This is a genomic window from Stenotrophomonas sp. SKA14, assembly GCF_000158575.1.
GTDB lineage: Bacteria > Pseudomonadota > Gammaproteobacteria > Xanthomonadales > Xanthomonadaceae > Stenotrophomonas > Stenotrophomonas forensis.
Genome location: NZ_DS999412.1, coordinates 1,886,431 through 1,907,668, shown reverse-complemented (window position 1 = coordinate 1,907,668; position 21,238 = coordinate 1,886,431). Strand labels below are relative to the sequence as shown.

At 64.6% G+C, this 21,238-nt stretch carries 13 protein-coding genes; 11 read left to right on the top strand and 2 right to left on the bottom strand.

What is annotated here, in order from left to right:
* Positions 1 to 257 precede the first annotated feature (257 nt).
* From SSKA14_RS08600 to SSKA14_RS23955, 3 genes are read left to right on the top strand one after another with little or no spacing between them, the layout of a single operon-like run.
* A complete protein-coding gene (locus SSKA14_RS08600; protein ID WP_008267342.1) occupies positions 258 to 929 on the top strand; it encodes a dienelactone hydrolase family protein in 672 nt (223 codons plus the stop codon).
* Complete coding sequence (locus SSKA14_RS08595; protein WP_006459301.1) at positions 926 to 1,348, top strand: HIT family protein; 423 nt, start codon at positions 926 to 928, stop codon at positions 1,346 to 1,348. Before SSKA14_RS08600 ends, SSKA14_RS08595 begins: the two co-directional genes overlap by 4 nt.
* A gap of 15 nt (positions 1,349 to 1,363) precedes the next feature.
* Positions 1,364 to 1,531, top strand: a complete 168-nt coding sequence (locus SSKA14_RS23955; RefSeq protein ID WP_005410498.1) for a DUF5668 domain-containing protein — start codon at positions 1,364 to 1,366, stop codon at positions 1,529 to 1,531.
* Between the two features lie 75 nt (positions 1,532 to 1,606).
* On the opposite strand, the gene dcd is transcribed toward SSKA14_RS23955, so the two are convergent.
* On the bottom strand, positions 1,607 to 2,179 hold the full coding sequence (gene dcd, locus SSKA14_RS08585; protein WP_008266044.1) for a dCTP deaminase: 573 nt from the start codon (positions 2,177 to 2,179) through the stop codon (positions 1,607 to 1,609).
* 78 nt (positions 2,180 to 2,257) lie between these two features.
* Positions 2,258 to 3,112: an iron-sulfur cluster carrier protein ApbC gene (apbC, locus tag SSKA14_RS08580; protein WP_006459367.1), complete on the bottom strand. Its 855-nt coding sequence runs from the start codon at positions 3,110 to 3,112 to the stop codon at positions 2,258 to 2,260.
* A 212-nt stretch (positions 3,113 to 3,324) separates the two neighbouring features.
* Between apbC and SSKA14_RS08575 the strand changes: the two genes are divergently transcribed.
* The 8 genes from SSKA14_RS08575 to SSKA14_RS08540 all read left to right on the top strand — a co-directional run bounded on the left by SSKA14_RS08575 (position 3,325) and on the right by SSKA14_RS08540 (position 21,205).
* On the top strand, positions 3,325 to 6,132 hold the full coding sequence (locus SSKA14_RS08575) for a TonB-dependent receptor (protein ID WP_040007328.1): 2,808 nt from the start codon (positions 3,325 to 3,327) through the stop codon (positions 6,130 to 6,132).
* 361 nt (positions 6,133 to 6,493) lie between these two features.
* Positions 6,494 to 9,316: a TonB-dependent receptor gene (locus SSKA14_RS08570; protein ID WP_040007327.1), complete on the top strand. Its 2,823-nt coding sequence runs from the start codon at positions 6,494 to 6,496 to the stop codon at positions 9,314 to 9,316.
* Between the two features lie 222 nt (positions 9,317 to 9,538).
* Positions 9,539 to 11,506, top strand: a complete 1,968-nt coding sequence (locus SSKA14_RS08565) for a prolyl oligopeptidase family serine peptidase (RefSeq protein WP_232281430.1) — start codon at positions 9,539 to 9,541, stop codon at positions 11,504 to 11,506.
* Between the two features lie 190 nt (positions 11,507 to 11,696).
* Positions 11,697 to 14,555 (top strand): TonB-dependent receptor, encoded by a 2,859-nt coding sequence (locus SSKA14_RS08560; protein ID WP_008267603.1) that lies wholly within the window; start codon positions 11,697 to 11,699, stop codon positions 14,553 to 14,555.
* Between the two features lie 188 nt (positions 14,556 to 14,743).
* On the top strand, positions 14,744 to 16,846 hold the full coding sequence (locus tag SSKA14_RS08555; protein ID WP_008268103.1) for a M13-type metalloendopeptidase: 2,103 nt from the start codon (positions 14,744 to 14,746) through the stop codon (positions 16,844 to 16,846).
* 158 nt (positions 16,847 to 17,004) lie between these two features.
* Complete coding sequence (locus SSKA14_RS08550) at positions 17,005 to 19,014, top strand: M13 family metallopeptidase (RefSeq protein ID WP_008264557.1); 2,010 nt, start codon at positions 17,005 to 17,007, stop codon at positions 19,012 to 19,014.
* 125 nt (positions 19,015 to 19,139) lie between these two features.
* The gene (locus SSKA14_RS08545) at positions 19,140 to 19,622 is read left to right on the top strand and encodes a VOC family protein (RefSeq protein ID WP_008267987.1); all 483 of its coding nucleotides are present in this window, start codon (positions 19,140 to 19,142) and stop codon (positions 19,620 to 19,622) included.
* A complete protein-coding gene (locus SSKA14_RS08540) occupies positions 19,619 to 21,205 on the top strand; it encodes an NAD(P)/FAD-dependent oxidoreductase (protein WP_008268654.1) in 1,587 nt (528 codons plus the stop codon). The genes SSKA14_RS08545 and SSKA14_RS08540 overlap by 4 nt, the downstream gene beginning before the upstream one ends.
* The last annotated feature ends 33 nt before the right edge of the window (positions 21,206 to 21,238 follow it).

Sequence of the window (21,238 nt, the reverse complement as noted above, 5' to 3'; positions counted from 1 at the left end):
TCTTTAGGGCAGCCAAGGCTGACGAAGCCGACTTTGGGGTTCAGCTGGGACATGGAATCGCGGGACTCTGGGGGCCTGGGCCCCTGCCGGCATGGCAGGGGTTCCTGGGGGCCGGGGCCTGAAAGGGCGCCAGTATACCGGGGTTGGCCGCCGCGCTCTGAACGGCCAGCCGCCCGATCCCGCACAGCCGCTGACACGCCGCTAACCCGCGCAGCGCCGACAATGCAGTCCTGTTCCCTGCAACGAGGAAGTTGACGATGGCCGAGTGGATCACCCTGGATACGCATCACGGCCCGGTACGGGCCTGGCAGGCCCTGCCGGAGGGCACCGCGCGTGGCGGGCTGGTGGTGGTGCAGGAAATCTTCGGCGCCAACCCGCACATCCGCAGCGTGGCCGAGCGCTTCGCCGCCGAGGGCTACGCGGTGCTGGCGCCGTCGTTCTTTGACCTGGTCGACGGCCCCGATGCCGACCCCGACGCCCTCCCCTACAGCCCCGAGGGCGTGAAGGACGGCCTGGAACGGGTCGCCGCGCTGGGCATGGAGAAGGCACTGGAAGTGGTTCGCGCCGCGGCAACCCGGCTTGCCCCCTACGGCAAGGTCGGCACGGTCGGCTACTGCTGGGGCGGCACCGTGGCGATGTTGTCGGCAGTGCGCCTGGGCCTGCCCTCGGTCAGCTACTACGGTGCGCGCAACGTGCAGTTCCTCGATGAAACGCCCAAGGCCCCGGTGATCTTCCACTTCGGTGCCCAGGACAAGAGCATTCCGCCAGAGGCGGTCCAGGCCCACCGCGAAAAACTGCCGCAGATGGCCACCTTCGTCTATCCGGCCGACCACGCCTTCAATCGGGAGGTCGGACATGCGTATGATCCAGACAGCGCCACCCTGGCGCTGCAACGCACCCTGGACTTCTTCTCGGAGCATCTTGGATGAGCGAATTCGAACTCGATTCACGCCTGGCCACCGATAGCGTGCTGGTGGCCGAAGGACCGTTGTCGCAAGTGCGGCTGATGAACGACGAACGATTCCCCTGGCTGGTGCTGGTACCGCGCCTGGCCGGGGTGACCGAGTGGATCGAGCTGGACGGCGAGCAGCAGGACAAGCTGCGCACCGAGCTCAACCGCGCCTGCAAGGCCCTGAAGGGCGCCGATGGCGTGGAGAAGATCAACATCGGCGCGCTGGGCAACATCGTGCGCCAGCTGCATTTCCACGTGATCGGCCGCCATGACGGCGATCCGGCGTGGCCGGGCCCGGTCTGGGGCAGCGGCCCGGCGCACCGCTATGAGCCGTCGGCGCTGGACCAGCATGTCGCCTACTGGAAGGACCGGCTAGGATATCCGGCCCATTCCTGAGCCTTCGCCGACCCGATGCGATTCAACCTCGTTGCCGCCATCCTGCTGATCCTGATCGGCCTGTTCATGCTCGCCAGCAACCTCGGCTGGACGCACCTGAACCTGTCCAAGCTGCTGCTGACCTGGTGGCCGGTGGCACTGGTGGGCGTCGGCATCGCGATGCTGTTCGGTCGCGGGAAATGACGAAGGCGGCGCATTGCGCCGCCTTCCTTCATGTAGAGCCGAGCATGGCTCGGCTCCAGTACCGGCCCACCGTCATCAGGTCCGCGGCAGGGTTACGCCGGTCTGGCCCTGGTACTTGCCGCCACGATCCTTGTACGACGTCTCGCAGATGTCATCGGATGCCGCCTGGAAGAACAGCATCTGGGCCACGCCTTCGTTGGCGTAGATGCGCGCCGGCAACGGCGTGGTGTTGCTGAATTCCAGGGTCACGTGGCCTTCCCATTCCGGCTCCAGCGGGGTCACGTTGACGATGATGCCGCAGCGCGCGTAGGTGCTCTTGCCCAGGCACACCACCAGGGTGTCGCGCGGGATGCGGAAGTACTCGACGGTCCGGGCCAGCGCGAAGCTGTTCGGCGGGATGATGCACTCGTCGCCGACGATATCCACGAAGCTGCCCGGGTCGAAGTGCTTGGGATCGACGATCGTCGAGTTGATGTTGGTGAACACCTTGAACTCGCGCGAGCAGCGCACGTCATAGCCATAGCTGGAGGTGCCATAGCTGACGATGCGCTCGCCGTTGGCCTGCTTGACCTGCCCGGCCTCGAACGGCTCGATCATGCCGTGCTGCTCGGACATGCGGCGGATCCAACGGTCACTCTTGATGCTCATGCTTTGTCCTGGGAATGCGAGGGGGCGCGAGGATTCTAGCAGGGGGCCGGACGTGGCCGGCGGCCCCTGCGCGGGCACTTACAGCAGCGAAGACAGGATCGGGATCGACGCGCGCGGGCGCTTGCCGACTTCCTCGACCAGGCGCTGTGCGGCATGGCGGTAGGCCTGGGCCGGCACCGAATCGGGCTGCGCCACGGTGATCGGGGTACCGGCGTCGCCCTGCTCGCGGATGCCGATCTGCAGCGGCAGCGAGCCCAGCAGCGGCACGCCGTACTGCGCCGCCATGCGTTCGCCACCGCCTTCGCCGAACAGGTGCTCGACGTGCCCGCAGTTGCTGCAGGTATGCACGGCCATGTTCTCGACGATGCCCAGCACCGGCACTTCGACCTTCTCGAACATCTTCAGCGCCTTTTTCGCATCCAGCGTGGCGATGTCCTGCGGCGTGGTGACGATCACCGCACCGGCCAGCGGGATCTTCTGGGTCAGGGTCAGCTGGATGTCACCGGTGCCCGGCGGCAGGTCGATCAGCAGGAAGTCCAGGTCATCCCACAGGGTGTCGTTGAACAGCTGGGTCATCGCCGAGGTGGCCATCGGGCCGCGCCAGATCATCGGCGTGTCCTCTTCGATCAGATAGCCGATCGACATGGTATCCACGCCGAACGCACGCAGCGGCTCGATGCTCTTGTTGTCAGGGCTTTCCGGACGGCCGGACAGGCCCAGCATGGCCGGTACGCTGGGACCGTAGATGTCCGCATCCAGCACGCCTACACGCGCACCCAACTGCTGCAGCGCAACGGCCAGGTTGACCGCGGTCGTCGACTTGCCGACGCCGCCCTTGCCCGAACCAACCGCGATCACGTTGCGGATGCGGGCATGCGGCGTCAGCCCCTTCTGGACCTGGCTGGCATGGGGACGGCGGAGAGAACTGTTCACAACGGGCACCAGCGGAATCAGGGGGGATAACCCAACATCATACAAGCTGGACGTAGCCTGACTGAAATTCAGGATTGCTACGGATTCGTGCACAGATTGTTAAGTTCATGTTACGTTCCTGAAGCACTGTTTTGGGCTGCGGGGCTGGTTTCCAGCGCGCACGATGGCGCATGCGCAGTGCCGATTTTGTTTTTGCTCTCTATTGGAACTACATGAAATACGTAAGCAACACCGCACGTCGCAACACGCTCGCCGTCGCCCTGATTTCCGCTCTGATGGCCGCCGCCCCGGCAATGGCCCAGGACAAGGCGACCAACCTGGACAAGATCACCGTCACCGGTTCGCTGATCCCGCAGACCCAGGTTGAAACCCAGACCCCGGTGATGTCCATCACCTCCGAAGACATCCAGGCACGCGGCTTCACCAGCGTTGCCGAAGTGCTGCAGCAGTCGTCGCTGACCACCGGCGGCCTGCAGGGCGGCCAGACCTCGGGTGCCTTCACCCAGGGCGCCGAAGCTTCCGGCATGTTCGGTCTGAACCCGGGTTACACCAAGTACCTGATCAACGGCCGCCCGATGCTCTCGTATCCGGCGCTGTACAACGGCAGCGAGTCGTTCAACAACCTCAGCGGCATTCCGGTCGACATCGTCGAGCGCATCGAAGTGCTGCCGGGTGGCCAGTCCTCCCTGTACGGTTCGGACGCCATCGCCGGCGTGGTCAACATCATCCTGAAGGAACACATGGACGGCGGCACGATGACCGTCCGTGGCGGCACCTACACTGAAGGTGGCGGCAGCAACCTGCGCATCAGCGGCGCCCACGGTTTCACCGCCGTCGATGGCCGCTTCAACGCACTGGTCAACGTGCAGTACGAAAAGGGCAACCCGATCTGGGGTTACCAGCGCGACATCACCCGCCAGAACAACCCGGCCGGCTTCAGCCCGCAGGCTCCGTCGAATGACTTCCTGGTCACCGGCGGCGGCAAGTACTACATGATGGACCCGAGCCGTTGCGCCAACGTCGCAGGCCTGTACGACGGCACCACCACCGTCGGCTTCCGTGAAGGCAAGGGCGAATCCTGCGGCTCGATCTACAGCGCCGGCTACAAGACGCTGAAGAACGCCAAGGACAGCGGTCAGTTCTACTCGACCATGACCTTCGACGTGAACGACAACCTGCAGCTGTTCGCCGATGTGCTGTACAGCAAGGAAAAGACCGAGTTCACCTCCGGCTCCAGCGCCCTGTGGTGGGGCACGCAGTCCGGCATGGGCGGCTTCTACGACCAGAGCCTGGGCAAGGTGGTGAACCTGCAGCGCGCCTTCGCGCCGGAAGAAATCGGCGTCGGCGACTACAACAACATCCTCAATGCGGACCGCAGCCGTTCCTACCAGGTCACCCTGGGCGCGAAGGGCATGTTCGGTGACTGGGACTACAGCGCCAGCTTCACCCGCGGCGAGTACCGCCTGGACCAGGACCGCTTCGTGCGCTGGAAGGACAAGATCAACGGCTTCTTCGCCGATCGCGTCCTGGGCCAGCAGCTGGGCACCTACACCGACCCGACGACCGGTGGCAAGTTCGGCATCTACAACCCGAACTACGCCGCGTTCTACTCGCCGATCACCCCGGAAGAGTTCGGCAGCTTCACCGGCTACGGCACCCACCACAGCAAGACCTGGCAGAACCTGGGCCGCGTGCAGCTGACCAACGGCTCGCTGTTCAGCCTGCCGGGTGGTGATGCAGGCCTGGCCGTGGTGCTGGAAGGCGGCAGCGAAGGCTGGAACTACACCCCGAACCAGTCGTTCATCGACGGCAACGTGTGGGGCACCACCGCCGTGGCCGGTGCAGGCCATCGCAGCAACTACGCGGTGACCTCCGAGCTGCGCATGCCGCTGCACGACATGGTGACGGTCAGCGCGTCGGGCCGTTACGACGCCTTCAAGATCGCCGACAACACCGTCGACAAGGCCACCTACAGCATCGGTATCGAGTTCCGTCCGCTGGAAAGCCTGCTGTTCCGCGGCAAGTACGGCACCGCGTTCCGCGCACCGACCCTGTCCGATGCCTTCCAGGGCATGAGCGGTTCGTACGCGTCCAGCCAGAACGACTACTACCGCTGCAACCAGGCGGGCTTCGCGCTGAACGACGACCGCTGCCCCTACTACAAGAACACTTCGGTCTACAGCGAAAAGTCCGGCAACCCGGACCTGAAGCCGATCACCGCCGATGTGTGGAGCGCGGGCGTTGTGTGGGCACCGGTCAGCAACTTCTCGCTGTCGGTTGACTACTACAACTGGAAGATCAAGAACGAGGTCAAGACCCTGAGCAGCGACCAGCTGCTGCTGGCCGAATACGCCTGCGCCACCGGTTCCGCCAACAACACCTCGGCCAGCTGCCAGGATGTTGCCAACTGGATCACCCGTGACAACGCTGGCGCCATCACCCGCGTCTACACCCCGAAGCTAAACGTCGCCAGCCAGAACCTGGAAGCGGTGGCGGTCAGCGCCAAATACCAGCAGGACATCGGCCGCTTCGGCTCGCTGAACTTCTCCGGCAACTACACCAACATGCTGAAGCGTGAGCTGCAGCCGCTGCCGGGTGCCAAGAAGATCGACCTGCTGAGCGATCCGTACAACATGTACTACTACGACAACTACGCCAAGGTGCGTGGCGACCTGTCGGTAGCCTGGAACATCGACAAGTTCACCACCACGGTGTACGCGAACTACGTCGGCAGCACGCCGAACTACGTCGCCTACCTGGGCCGCAGCTACGACTACACCAACCGCTACGGCGCCAAGGCCGGCAAGTGGGGCTCGTACACCACGTACAACATGAGCTTCGCCTACCGCGCACAGGAAGACCTGACCCTGTCGCTGATGGTCAACAACGTCTTCAACAAGATGCCGACCGGCCAGCGCTACAGCTACGAGGGCACCGATGGCGCCCCGTACAACAGTGCCTTCTACAGCATCTACGGCCGCTCCATCCAGGCGCAGATGAAGTACGACTTCGGCAAGTAATCCCGTCGTTTTCCGGACTTCGTGTCTGGACCAGGCCCCGCTTCGGCGGGGCCTTTTTTTTGCCTGGAGTAACCGGGCAGAAAATGAAAGAGCGTCTCGATTGTTAATGACGACTCATTTTACTTTCATTCATTCCGCCAGATTTGGCAAAACAGGACTATATCCGCAAGTCGTTGTTTCCAAAGAAAACACCCACAGAACTGTGACCGAACCGGTCAATTACGGTTACACCTCTGTGCAATGCAGATTAAGCCCATGTTAGGTTTCAGGCACACCGCGCCGCAGGCCTGCAGGAGCGGCCGGACATAAACCGAGCCCCGGGAAGGGGAAACGCGTTCTTACGATCACACGGAGTAATCGCATGTCTCGCAGTCGCTTCTTGTTCCCACGCCATCCGCTCACCTGCGCCGTGCTCAGCGGCCTGTTCCTTGCCAGCGCCAGCACCGCCGCCCTCGCGCAGGACAGCAAGAGTGCAGCCACCAACCTCGACCGGGTCACCGTCACCGGTTCGCTGATCCCGCAGACCCAGATCGAAAACCAGACGCCGGTGCTGACCATCAGCGCCGAGGCGATCCAGGCTCGCGGCTTCTCCAGCGTTGCCGAAGTGCTGCAGCAGTCCTCGCTCACCACTGGCGGCCTGCAGGGCGGCCAGACCTCCGCATCGTTCACCCAGGGCGCCGAAGCGGCCGGGATGTTCGGCCTGAATCCGGGCTACACCAAGTACCTGATCAATGGCCGGCCGATGCTGTCCTACCCGGCGCTGTACAACGGCAGCGACGCGTTCAACAACATCAGCGGCATCCCGATCGATATCGTCGACCGCATCGAAGTCCTGCCGGGCGGCCAGTCCTCGCTGTACGGTTCGGACGCCATCGCCGGCGTGGTCAACATCATCCTGAAGGAGCGCATGGACGGCGGCACGCTGAATGTCCGAGGCGGCGGCTATTCCGATGGCGGCGGCGCCAACTTCCGCATCAGCGGGGCCAATGGCTTCAACAGCCGCGATGATCGCTTCCGCGCGCTGGTCAACGTGCAGTACGAGAAGACCAACCCGATCTGGGGCTACCAGCGCGACATCACCAGGCAGAACAATCCGCGCGGCTATACCCGTCAGCTGCCCTCGAACGACTTCCTGGTCTTCGATGCTGAAACCGATGACTTCCTGATGATGGACCCGGGCAACTGCGCCGGCGTCGCCGGGCAGTTCGACGGCACCACCATCCTGGGCACGCGCCGGGCCGGACAGTCCTGCGGATCGGCGTTCGGTGCCGGCTACAAGACGATCAAGAACAGCAAGGAAAGCAGCCAGTTCTATTCGGCGCTGACCTACGATGTGAATGACAACCTGCAGCTGTTCGGCGATGTGCTCTATAGCTATGAGACCGTCAAGTACAACGCCGGCTCGGGCTACAACTACTGGGGCACGGACATCAGCATGGGTCCGTTCTTCGATCAGTCCAGTGGCCGCTATCTCGGCCTGCAGCGCGTGTTCGCCCCCGAAGACATCGGTGGTGGCGGTTACCGCGACATCATGAATACCGATCGCAGCAAGTCCTACCAGGTCACGCTGGGCGCACGCGGTGCGATCGGCAGCAACTGGGACTACGAGGCCAGCATCACCCGCGGCGAATACAAGCTCAACGAGCGTGGCTACGCGCGCTGGAATGACCCGATCAACAACTGGTTCGCCGACAACGTGCTGGGCCCGGTGCTGGGTGAGACCGATGACGGCTACAACATCTACAACCCGAACTGGGGAGCCTTCTATTCGAAGCTGCCGGAGGGCGCTTTCCAGAGCTTCACCGGCTTCACCACCAGCCGCAGCCGCACCTGGCAGACCCAGACCCGCGCCCAACTCACCAACAGTTCGCTGTTCAAGCTGCCCGGCGGCGACGCCGGATTCGCCGCCGTGGTTGAAGGCGGCAGCGAAGGCTGGACCTACACCCCGGATGCGCGCCTCACCGACGGCACGGTGTTCGCCACCACCGCCGTGGCGGGCAACGGCCACCGCAGCAACTATGCGGTGACCGGCGAACTGCGCCTGCCCCTGCACGACATGCTGACGGTGACCGCGTCCGGCCGCTACGACAACTTCAAGATCGCCGGCCATACCGTCGACAAGCCCACCTACAGCATCGGCCTGGAGTTCCGTCCGTTTGAAAGCCTGCTGGTCCGCGGCAAGTACGGCACCGCGTTCCGCGCACCCTCCCTGCCCGACGCCTTCCAGGGCAAGAGCGGTTACTACGCCAATGGCTCCAAGGATTACTACCGCTGCGGCCAGCTCGGTTTCGATCCGTCCAACACGGTCGATTGCCGCTACGGCAGCGTATCGGTGTTCGGCACGCAGTCGGGCAATCCGGAGCTGAAGCCGATCACTGCCGACGTCTGGAACGCGGGCCTGGTCTGGGCGCCGATCAGCAATCTGTCAGTGTCGCTGGACTACTACAACTGGAAGATCAAGAACGAGGTCAACACCCTCAGTTCCGACCAGTTGCTGCTGGCCGAGTACTACTGCCGCAACGGCCTGACCAACACCGCCGGCGCCACCTGCGACGAGGTGGCCAACTGGGTCACCCGCGATGCCACCGGCGCCCTGGAAGAGATCTACACGCCGAAGCTGAACGTTGCGCGGCAGAACCTGGAAGCGGTAACCGCCAGCTTCAAGTACGTGCAGGACATCGGCCGCTTCGGCTCGCTACAGTTCTCCAGCAACTACACCAACATGCTCAAGCGTGAACTGCAGCCGCAGCTCAACGACCCGTTCCTGGACCTGCTGGGCAACCCGTACGCGATGTGGGTGTACGACTCCTATGCCAAGGTCCGGGCCGACGGCTCGGTGGGCTGGGCGATCGACAAGTTCACCACCACGCTGTACTTCAACTACATCGGCCGCACGCCGAACTACATGGCCTACCTGGGCCGCGGCTACGACTATGTCGACCCGACCTCCGGCTACAAGGCCGGCAAGTGGGGCTCGTACACCACGTACAACCTGAGCGTGAACTACCGCGCCATGGACAACCTGACGCTCTCGCTGATGGTCAACAACCTGTTCAACAAGGTGCCGGACAACCAGCAGCACTCCTACGCCGGCAATATCGATGTGCCGTACAACAACTCCCTGTACAACGCCTACGGGCGCGCAATCTACGTGCAGGCACAGTACGACTTCGGCGCGAAGTAACCTCGTCCGCCCGGTGGACGCCCCGCCCCGGCGGGGCGTCCGTACCCGGAGGCGCCCGGGCGCTGCACCCCGGCCATTCACGCGGAGTTGACGGAATCAGGGCACTCGTTCATCTTCTGGTCATCTTGATGGATCAACGCCAAGGACGTCCCGAAGATGAACCACTCCGCTGCAACCCGCACCGCCCTGGTGGCCGCGCTGGCGCTCGCCGCCAGCCAGGCCATGGCATCGCCTGTCCCGCTGCCGGTCGAGGACTTTGCCAAGATCCCCTCGATCCAATCCGTCTCGATGAGTCCGGATGGCAAGCAGCTGGTCGCCATCATCGCCGCGCCCGGCAGCAACAATGGCGACACCGCGCTGGCCAACTGGAACCTGGAATCCCCTGGCAGCAGCCCGGTTGCGATCACGCCCTCGGGCGACCGGATGAAATTCATCGCCGCCAGTGCCCTCAAGGCCGGGCGCAGCCTGGTCATCGGCCGCCAGGAACTGACGGCCCAGCTGGCCGGTTGCGGCGAAGGCAACGCCGTGGGTTCGACCAAGACCTTCCTGACCAAGGCCTACCTGACCGACACTCGCCAGGCCAAGTTCGACGAAGCCTTTGCCGACAGCTCGCGCAAGCTTGGCATCAGTGAGCAGACCCAGCGCTGCCTGGAGATCGCAGGCACGGCCTCGCTTGTGCACTCGCTGCCGCTGGACCCGGACAGGGTGATCATTTCGCAGATCAACCAGTCCACGCTGTCGTCGAACTATTACCTGTTCAACCTGCGCACGGGTGAAACCTCCCTGCTGTTCCGCGGCGATGCCCGCTCCTCGCCGGGCCTGTTCCACCCCCGCGACGGCGAACTGCTGACCCGTACCCAGATCGAGCCCGCCGGTTCGAACGAGTACGAACAACAGATCCTGGTGAAGAACAAGAGCAGCGGCCAGTTCGAGAAGCACGATGCGCTGACCACCCGCCTGAGCGACCGCTACACCATGGATGTGGTTGGCATCGACGACCAGACGGGCAAGTTGTATGTGCTCACCGACAAGTTCTCCGAACAGGTGCAGGCCCGCCTGTACGACCCGGCCAAGCGCGCGTTCGACAACGAACCGTTGGCGGCCCATCCGCAATACCCGATCGGTGGCCTGATTCTGGGTACCAAGCCGAGCAACTTCAATCAGGTACTCGGCTTCTACGTGGACGGTCCGCGCCGCGAAGCGGTGTATGTGGACCCGCTGATGAAGAGCCTGTACGACGGCCTGAAGCAGGCTTATCCGGACGCCTACGTCGCCATCACCGGCTACAACGATGATCTGTCACGGGTGCTGTTCACCACCAACGCGGCCAACCAGCCCACGACCTACCGCCTGTTGAGCGACCGCAAGCAGGTCACGGCCCTGGGCAGCGAGCGCCCCTGGATCGACGGCAAGCAGATCGGTGAACAGCGCTGGATTACCTACACCGCGCGCGACGGCCGCACGATTCCGGCGATCGTCGATCTTCCGGCCGGCTGGAAACAGGGCGACGCACCGCTTCCGGCGCTGGTGCATCCGCACGGCGGCCCGTGGGCGCGCGACTATACCGGTTGGGACGTCTCGGGCTGGGTGCCGTTCTTCACCTCGAGGGGCTACGCGGTGATCCGGCCGCAGTACCGTGGATCGACCGGCTTCGGCCGCGAGCATTGGCGCGCCGGTGACAAGCAGTGGGGACTGTCGATGCAGGATGACAACGACGATGCTGCGGCCTGGCTTGTGCAGCAGGGCATCGCCGCCAAGGATCGCCTGGCCATCTTCGGCTATTCGTACGGCGGCTTTGCAGCGGCCGCCGCCACCGTGCGCGCGCCCTCCCCGTTCCAATGCGCGATCGCAGGCGCGCCGGTCACCGACCTCGCGCGGCTGGGTGTCTCCTGGAGCGAGAACAGGCTGCAACGGATCCTGCAGGGACAGACCGTCAAGGGCATGGACCCGATGCAGAACACTGCCAAGGCCAACATTCCCCTGCTGACCTTCGTGGGCGACCGCGACGTACGCACGCCGTCCTTCCACGCCAGGAACTTCTACAACGCCGTCAAGGACAAGGTGCCGGCAAAGTTCGAGCTCATTCCGGACATGCCGCACAGCATGCCGTGGTACCCCAGCCACTATCGGGCAACGCTGCCGCTGATGGCCGACTTCCTTGCCAAGGACTGTGGCCCGGGCGGCCTCTGACCGGAGCTGACCTCCAGCGTCTGGTATCCGACAACCCCGCTGCCCCAGGGCGGCGGGGTTTTTTCATGCCCGCTTCCTGAATTCACCATTAGCAACAACAAGTTACGCCACGACATCATTCACGTTGCATTTATTTTACGCGGCACATACACTCCATTAACCGAAGCATAACAAGTGGGGATCCAACAGCATGACCATCGTCAACCGCCTCATTACGCCAAGCCGCCTGCCGCTCGCCCTGGCAGTGCTCGCCTGCCTCCAGGCAGCTCCGGTTCTGGCCCAGGACGCAGGCAAAACGGAAGCGGCGGCGTCAAGCCCCTCGCGTGACAGCAAGAAGGCAACCGATCTTGACAAGGTCACGGTCACGGGCTCGCTGATCCGTCGCGCCGACTACGAGACCACTTCGCCGGTGTTCACCATCGACACCGAGCGCAACGCCGCCCAGGGCCAGGCGACGGTCAGCGAGTTCCTGCAGAAGTCCGCCATCGGCGCCGCAGAAACCCAGATCACCAACCAGTTCGGCGGCTACGTCGTCGACGGCGGCACCGGCGTCCAGACCTTCTCGCTGCGCGGCCTGGGTGCCAACCGCACCCTGATCCTGCTGGACGGCCAGCGACCGGGTCCCGCGGGTACCCGTGGCGCGGTCGGCGCGTTCGACCTCAACGTCCTGCCGGCAGCAATCCTCCAGCGCGCGGAAATCGTCAAGGACGGCTCTTCGTCCATCTACGGCTCCGATGCAGTGGCCGGCGTGGTCAACCTGATCACCAAGAAGCACTTCGATCGTCCGGAAATGACCTTCACCGGCCGCGTTCCCACCGAAGGCGGTGGCGAAGTGTTCTCTGCCTCGCTCGCCAATGGCTGGAACTTCGAGAAGGGCAGCATCGTCGCCGCCGTCGAGTGGTACAAGCAGAACGAGCTGACCCGCGGCGATCGCGACTTCTTCAAGTGCAGCCGTGACCTGATCACCGATGGCAACGGCAACAACATCGATCGCCAGGATTATTCGATCCTGCGGGGCACCGACCTGGCCGGCTGCCAGAACATGCTGATGAACGTGATCGATGTCGGCGCCGTCCGCTACGTGCCGAGCCCGGAGGGCACCACCGTCGGTCCGTTCCCGGGCTACCGCCCGCGTGCGAACAAGACCTACGCCAACAACCCGATTGCGTACTACGAAGAGCCGCAGAACTTCGCGCGCTGGGGTGAAGGCAACATCATCAACAAGCAGGAGCGCAAGTCCGTCTACGTCGCCGCCGACTTCGGCTTCGACTCGTTCAACTGGAAGACGCAGTTCCTGTACAACAACCGCACCACGGACAACTTCCAGTGGCGCCAGTTCTTCCCGACGGTCTACATCCCGGGCACGACCACCAAGGCCCGGCCGGTGATGCCGTTCAAGTCGGCGTCGAGCGTTGAGGTCGATTACTTCTACATTGCCAACAAGCTGGATGGCCTGTTCAAGGGCACCGAGTCGTGGGGCTGGGAAGTCAACGCGAACTACAGCCGCTCCAGCGGCAAGTACTCGACCCTCGGCATCCGCAACTCGATCACCGGTGATCTCGGTCGTCCGGGTACCGGCACCACGCCGGCCGCCAACTACTTCGACCCGGGCTACCTGAGTGGTGCCAAGGTCGACGAACTGGTCGGCATCCTGGGCATCACTGCACGTGGCAAGACCACCTACGACCAGGCCACCGTCAACGCCATCTTCTCCGGCAACCTGTTCGAGCTGCCGGCCGGTCCGGTGGGCGCAGCCTTCGGCCTGGAGTATCGCTACTACAAGATCAACGACCAGCCGGGCGAGGGCTACAAGGACCTGTGGGGTTCGAGCACGGCCGATGTCACCAAGGGTGATGACAAGGTCAAGGAAGCCTTCCTCGAGCTCGACATTCCGCTGCTGAAGGGCATTACCGGCATCGAGTCGCTGAGCCTCAATGCCTCTGGTCGTGTTTTCCGCTATGACTCCACCGGCAGCACCGAAAGCGTCTGGAAGACCGGCCTGAACTGGCAGATCATCCCGTCGCTGCGCCTGCGCGGCACCATCGGTACCTCGTACCGCGCACCGGGCCTGTACGAACTGTTCCTGGGCAACCAGACCGGCTTCCAGCCGCAGAGCGCCATCGACCCGTGCATCCGCTGGGGCGAGAGCAACAACACCAACATCCGCGCGAACTGCGGCGCCGCCGGCATTCCGGATGACTACGTCGGAGCGGGTTCAAGCGCAACGATCTTCACCAGTGGCGGCGCCGGCAACCTGAAGCCGGAAACCTCCACCGCCAAGAGCGTTGGCCTGGTGTTCACTCCCTCGTTCACCGATCTGAGCATTGCGATCGACTACTTCGACTACAAGGTCAAGGGCCAGATCACCTCGCTGGGCGCGGATGACATCGTTTCGGGCTGCTACGGTTCCACGACCTTCCCGAACCGCTACTGCGATCTCATGAAGCGCAATCCCACCACCGGGACTGACGCCAACTCGATCACCGAGGTGTATGCCCAGTACCTGAACATCAACGAGCAGCGCACCCGCGGCTGGGACATGACCCTGAACTGGGAGCATGAATTCAGCTTCGGCAAGTTCTCGCTGGACAACCAGGTCACCTACACCGTCGAAGACGTTGCCAACCTGTTCGACAGTGCCGAGGCCAGCGGCCTGTCCTCGTCGGACCAGCTGGGCCTGATCGGCCGTCCGAAGATTGTCTCCAACCTGGGCCTGAGCCTGGAGCGTGGCGATTGGACCTACAACTGGCTGACCCAGTACGTGGGCAAGACGGAGAACAAGAACCTCAATCCGGTGTTCACCTACCAGGGTCGCCCGAACTCCTACCGCGACCTGGTCGCCGAATCCCGCATCTATCACACGGTTTCGGTGAGCTACAAGCAGGCCGACTGGGAAGTGCTGGCCGGCGTGGCAAACGTCTTCAACGCCACTCCGCCGCAGGTTTCCACCGGTGCGACCTCCAGCCGCTACGGCAACGTTGCTCCGTTCGCAACGCAGTACGACTACTTCGGCCGCACCCCGTTCGTGCGCCTGAAGTACCGCTTCTGATCCCAGCCTGACCGCAGTACCGACAGACCCGGCTTTTGCCGGGTCTGTCTTTTCCGGGCCACGAAGCCGGCCCCTTGCGCCCGGCCATGACCTTCGACACCCTTGCGGGGCAGGCCGGCGGCGTATCGTTCGGCCCACGGCCGTCCCCGCGGCCCTTCCCTGACTCACTCGGCCTGGAGGCCATTCAAGTGACCCGTACTCCCAAGATCGTGCTGCTGACCCTGGCCGTTTCGGCCGCGCTGGTCGGCTGCGGCAAGACTGAAGCCCCGGCCAAGGACGCCACCGCCTCCACGCCGGCTGCCGCCGAAGCCACCCACTACACCCTGGACGAAAGCAAGCTGCCGGCCTACAACGCCTTCCAGCCCAGCGACCTGGATACCAGCAAGGACGCCTGTGGCGCCTTCGGCGACTACGTCAACAGCAAGTGGCTGGCCGCCAATGAAATCCCGGGCGACCGCACCAGCTGGGGCGCCTTCACCATCCTCGACGAGCGTTCGGTGGCGGTGCAGCACCAGCTGGCCGAGCAGGTCGCGCAGGTGAAGAACCCGAACCACATCGAGAAGATCGTCGGCGACCTGTGGGCCACCGGCATGGACGAAGCCAAGATCAATGCGCAGGGCATCGAGCCGCTGAAGGCCGACCTGACCGCGATCGACGGCCTGCAGGACAAGGCCGCCATCGCCAACTACCTGCGCACCAGCGCGGCCAAGGGCGACAACGTGCTGTTCGGCTTCGGCGCCGAAGCCGACTTCAAGAACTCTGCCGTGAACATGGCCTACGCCAGCCAGGGCGGCCTGGGCCTGCCCGACACCACCTACTACACCGATGCCAAGAACGCCGACAAGCTGAAGGCCTACCAGGCGCACGTCGCCAAGGTGCTGGAACTGTCCGGCGTCGCCGCGGCCGATGCCGCCAAGCAGGCCGAGGACGTGGTCAAGTTCGAAACCCGCCTGGCCAAGGCCTCCAAGTCGCGCGTCGAGCTGTCGCGCAACGTCGAGCTGTTCTACAACCCGGTCACCCTGGCCGACGCCGACAAGCTGACCCCGAACTTCAGCTGGACCGAGTTCTTCAAGTCGCAGGGCGTGGCCGCGCCGGAGAAGTTCTCGCTGGCCATGCCGGCCTTCCATGAAGAAGTGAGCAAGGCGCTGGGCGACACCGATCCGTCGGTGTGGCGCGCCTACCTGCGCTTCCATACCGTGGACAGCGCCTCGCCGTACCTGGCCGACGCCTTCGTGCAGGAGAACTACGAGTTCTACGGCAAGACCCTCAATGGCCAGAAGGAACAGAAGCCGCGCTGGAAGCGCGTGCTGGGCACCATCGAGAACGATGCCGGCGAAGCCTTCGGCCAGCTGTACGTGAAGGTTGCCTTCTCGCCGGAAGCCAAGGCGAAGATGGAAGAGCTGGTGAAGAACCTGGCCGCGTCGCTGAAGGAACGCATCCAGGGCCTGAGCTGGATGAGCGATGAGACCAAGGCCAAGGCCATCGCCAAGTGGGAAACCTTCACCCCGAAGATCGGCTACCCGGACAAGTGGCGTGACTGGGCGGGCCTGCAGACCCAGCGCGACAGCTACCTGGGCAACGTGCGCGCGGCCAGCGAGTTCAACTACAAGTTCAACCTGTCCAAGATCGGCAAGCCGGTCGACAAGACCGAGTGGGGCATGACCCCGCAGACGGTGAACGCCTATTACAACCCGCTGCAGAACGAGATCGTGTTCCCGGCCGCCATCCTGCAGCCGCCGTTCTTCGATCCGAAGGCCGACGACGCGCTGAACTACGGCGGCATCGGTGCGGTGATCGGCCATGAAATGACCCATGGTTACGACGACCAGGGCGCGCGCTTCGGGCCGACCGGCAACATGGAGGACTGGTGGACCCCGGCCGACAAGAAGAACTTCGAAGGCCTCACCGGCAAGCTGGTCAAGCAGTTCGACCAGTACAAGGTCGACGGCCAGGCCGTGAACGGCCACCTGACCCTGGGCGAGAACATCGCCGACCTGGGTGGCCTGGCCACCGCCTACGACGCCCTGCAGAAGGCCACCGCCGGCAAGGAAGATCCGAAGGTCGATGGCTTCACCCGCGACCAGCGCTTCTTCTTCAACTGGGCCACCGTGTGGCGCACCAAGTACACCCCGGAAAACGCCAAGGTCCGCCTGGCCACCGACCCGCATGCCCCGGCGCAGTTCCGCGCCATGGGTGCGCCGTCGAACCTGCCGACCTTCGCCGCTGCGTTCCAGTGCAAGGCCGGTTCGCCGATGGCCCGCGCTGGCGAGCAGCAGGTGGTGATCTGGTAAGCCACGGCTGACGCTGCGGCAGACCTGCAAAGGCCCGGGATTTCCCGGGCCTTTGTTTTTGGCGGCGCCCTGCGAACGCAGCGTGATGCCTGCATGCCGCGTCGATGCGCGGCTTGCTATAGTGCGCGCGCCCTCAATCCATCACGGATTCGTTCCACATGCCCAACTTCCGTCCGCTTGCCATCGCCCTGGGCATCAGCCTGGCGACCCTGGTCCCGACCCACGATGCGTTCGCCGCCGCCAAGAAGAAGGCCGCACGCGCCCCGGCTGTCAGTGCCCAGTGCAGCGACTTCTACGACGCCACCAACGCAGGCTGGCTGAAGGCCAACCCCGTACCGCAGACCGGTGCCACCACCGCACTGGGACAGCTGGTCGATCGCAGCCGCCAGCAGCAGCGCGAACTGCTCGATGCCGCGATGAAGTCGCCGCAGGGCAACGTGCAGAAGCTGCTGGGTGACTTCTGGGCCAGCGGCCTGGACGAAGCCGCCGTGGAAGCCGACGGTTCCAATCCGATCGCCCCGCTGCTGACCCGCATCAACGCCATCAAGAAAGCCAAGGACGTGCCGGCCTCGATCGCCGCGCTGCACCAGGTCGGCATCCCGGTGGCCTTCAACTTCGGCCCCGACGTCGACCTGAAGGCGCTGGATCGCCACATCGGCTACTTCATGCAGGGCGGCATGGGCCTGCCGGACCCGGCGTTCTATACCCGTACCGACGCCGATACCGTGGCGCTGATGGGTCGCTACCGCGCGTACGTCAAGCAGATCCTGGCGCTGACCGGCACCCCGGCCGCCAAGCTGGATGCCGAATCGCAGTCGGTGATCGCGCTGGAAACCGAGCTGGCGCGCAACGCGCAGTCGCTGGCCGGCATCAACAACCCGTTCAACAACTACGCGCCGATCTCCACCAAGGAGCTCAACAGCCGCTACCGCAACCTGCAGCTGGATGCCTTCCTGAAGGCACAGGGCGTGGATGACGACCTGGTCTCGCTGGCCGACCCGGGCCTGTTCAAGCAGCTCGACGGCATGGTCACCAAGCTCAAGCCGGACCAGTGGAAGGCCTACCTGCGCTGGCGCGTGGGTGACTCGATGGCGCCGTACCTGTCCAAGGCTTACCGCGATGCCGAGTTCGAATTCCGTGGCCGCGTGCTGCGTGGCGAAACCCTGCCGCCGCAGCGCTGGGAAGACGTGCTGGATGCGATCAACGTGGCCGCCGGCCCGATGGTCGGCCGCGAGTACGCCGCGCGTTACCTGTCGGCCGAAGACCGTCGCCAGGCGGCGTGGATCGTCGACAAGGTCCGCGAAGTGCAGATCGAAGCGGTCAGGAACAGCAGCTGGATGAGCGCCGAAGCCAAGACCGAAGCGCAGGCCAAGCTGGCCGCGCTGAAGATCGAGATCGGCACCCCGCTGCGCGACCTGGACTACAGCGTGCAGCCGATGGGCCGTGGCTCGTTCGGCGGCAACATGCTGATCGCTTCGACCTGGCGCCATCGCGAGGAAATGAAGCGCATCGGCAAGGGCAACGCCGACCGTCGCTGGGACGTGCTGCCGCAGCAGCCGTCGCTGGCCTACGACCTGGCGCAGAACCGCCTGATCGTTACCGCCGCGATCCTGCAGGGCCCGGTGTTCAATGCCAAGGCTGACGCCGCCGACAAGTTCGGCAGCTTCGGTGGCCTGGTCGGTCACGAACTGACCCGTGCGATCGATGCCAAGGGCGCGCTGGTCGACGCCAAGGGCGAGCTGCGCAGCTGGTGGACCCCGGCCGACAAGACCGCCTGGACCCTGCTCGGCAGCCGCGTCGCCGCGCAGTACAGCGCCTACGATTTCCCGGGCGTGAAGGGGGCCAAGGTCAACGGCACGCTCACCCAGGAAGAGAACCTGGCCGACATCGCCGGCCTGGAACTGGCCTGGGCGGCGTATGTTGCGCAGGAGCCGAAGGCCAAGCAGGCACAGCAGCAGGGCTTCTTCCGCGCCTGGTCGACGCTGTGGGCACAGCAGCTGTCGCCGAACGAGGCCGTGCGCCGCCTGACCGCCGACATCCGCGCGCCGGGCCTGTGGCGCAGCAATGGCACGCTGGCCAACCTGCCGGCCTTCGGTGCCACCTTCAGCTGCAAGGCCGGCCAGCCGATGCAGCGCAGCGAGGCCGAGCAGATCAAGGTCTGGCGCTGAGCCTGCTGATGAACCGGTAACACAGGGGGCGCCTTCGGGCGCCCTCTTTTTTGCGGGTGCAGCACGATCCGGGGTTAACACGGGGCATGCTATCGCTGCGGCTTCGTCCATCCCGGAGCACCCACATGGCGCACAAGAACACCATCTGTGTCTGGTATGACACCGGCGCGCTCGAGGCCGCCACCTTCTACGCCAGCATCCTGCCCGACAGCGCGGTGACCGCCGTGCATCACGCCCCGGGTGATTTTCCGGACGGCAAGGAAGGCAATGTGCTTACCGTCGAATTCACCGTCTGCGGCATTCCCTGCGTCGGCCTCAACGGCGGCACCGCGTTCAAGCACAGCGAAGCCTTCTCCTTCCAGATCCAGACCGAAGACCAGGCCGAGACCGACCGCCTGTGGAGCGCGATCGTCGGCAACGGCGGCCAGGAGAGCCAATGCGGCTGGTGCAAGGACCGCTGGGGCATCTCCTGGCAGATCAGCCCGCGCATGCTGATCGAAGCGGTGACCAGCAAGGACAAGGCACTGGCCAAGCGCGCCTTCAACGCGATGATGCCGATGAAGAAGATCGACATCGCCACCATCGAAGCGGCGATCCGCAACGCATGACGACATGGGATGCGATCCTGATCGGGGGTGGCCACAACGGCCTGGTCTGCGCGGCCTATCTGGCGCGCGCCGGAAAGAAGGTGCTGGTGCTGGAACGTCGCGGCATTCTCGGCGGTGCGGCGGTCACCGAGGAATTCCATCCCGGCTTCCGCAACTCGGTCGCGTCGTACACGGTGTCACTGCTGCAGCCGAAGGTGATCGACGACCTGCAACTGCATGCGCACGGGCTGCGCATCGTCGCGCGCCCCGCCAACAATTTTCTGCCATTGCCGGATGGCCGCTATCTGCTGTCGGCACCGGGCCGCACCCAGGCCGAAGTCGCAAAGTTCTCCGAGCGGGATGCGCAGCGCCTGCCCGAATATGAGGCACGCTTGGAGATCTTCGCCGACGTGCTGCGCGCGTGGGCCCTGCGTGCACCGCCGGATATTGGTGTTGGAGCTGGTTGGCGTGCCCTGCCCGCCCTGTGGCAGATGGGCCGGCTCGGGCGCGAACTGTCGACGCTGGATCCCTCGCTGCGCCAGGAACTGCTGGACCTGTTCACGCTGTCGGCAGCGGAGTATCTGGATCGCTGGTTCGAGAGCGAGCCGATCAAGGCACTGTTCGGTTTCGATGGCATTGTCGGCAACTACGCCAGCCCGTATACCCCGGGCAGTGCCTACGTGCTGCTGCACCACGTGTTCGGCCAGTGCAACGGCGTAAAGGGCGCTTGGGGCCACGCAATCGGTGGCATGGGCGCGATCAGCCAGGCCATCGCTGCCTCGGCGCGCGCGGCCGGTGCGGAACTACGCGTGCAGGCCGGCGTGCAGCGCGTGCTGATCGAGCAGGGCCGCGCGGTGGGCGTGGCACTGACCAACGGCGAAACCCTGCGCGCACGCGCGGTGATCGCCAACGTCAACCCGAAACTGCTCTACGAACATCTGCTGGAACCGGCGCACGTACCGCCAGCCACCCGCGAACGCATGGCGAACTGGCGCTGCGGTTCGGGTACGTTCCGGATGAACGTGGCGCTGTCGCGGCTGCCGGATTTCAATGCCCTGCCCGGCCCCGGCGATCACCTCAGCGCCGGCATCATCATGGCGCCCAGCCTGGACTACATGGACCGCGCCTGGCTGGACGCGCGCCGCGACGGCTGGTCGCGCGAACCAATCGTGGAAATGCTCATTCCCAGCACGCTGGATGATTCGCTGGCACCGCCCGGCCAGCATGTGGCCAGCCTGTTCTGCCAGCACGTGGCACCGGTGTTGCCCGACGGGCGTCACTGGGATGATCACCGCGAGACCGTGGCCGACCTGATGATCGCCACCGTCGAACGCTATGCGCCCGGGTTTTCCGGCAGCGTGCTGGGCCGCCAGGTGCTGTCACCGCTGGATCTTGAACGGACCTTCGGCCTGATCGGTGGCGACATTTTCCACGGTGCACTGAGTGCCAACCAGTTGTTCTCGGCGCGGCCGATGGTCGGCCAGGCCGGCTACCGCGGCGCCCTGCCCGGCCTGTACCTGTGCGGTTCGGGCACCCATCCCGGTGGCGGCGTGACCGGTGCACCGGGGCACAATGCCGCGCAGGTGGTGCTGCAGGATGGGTAGGTGCCAACCTTGGTTGGCACAGAGCGGCAGCGC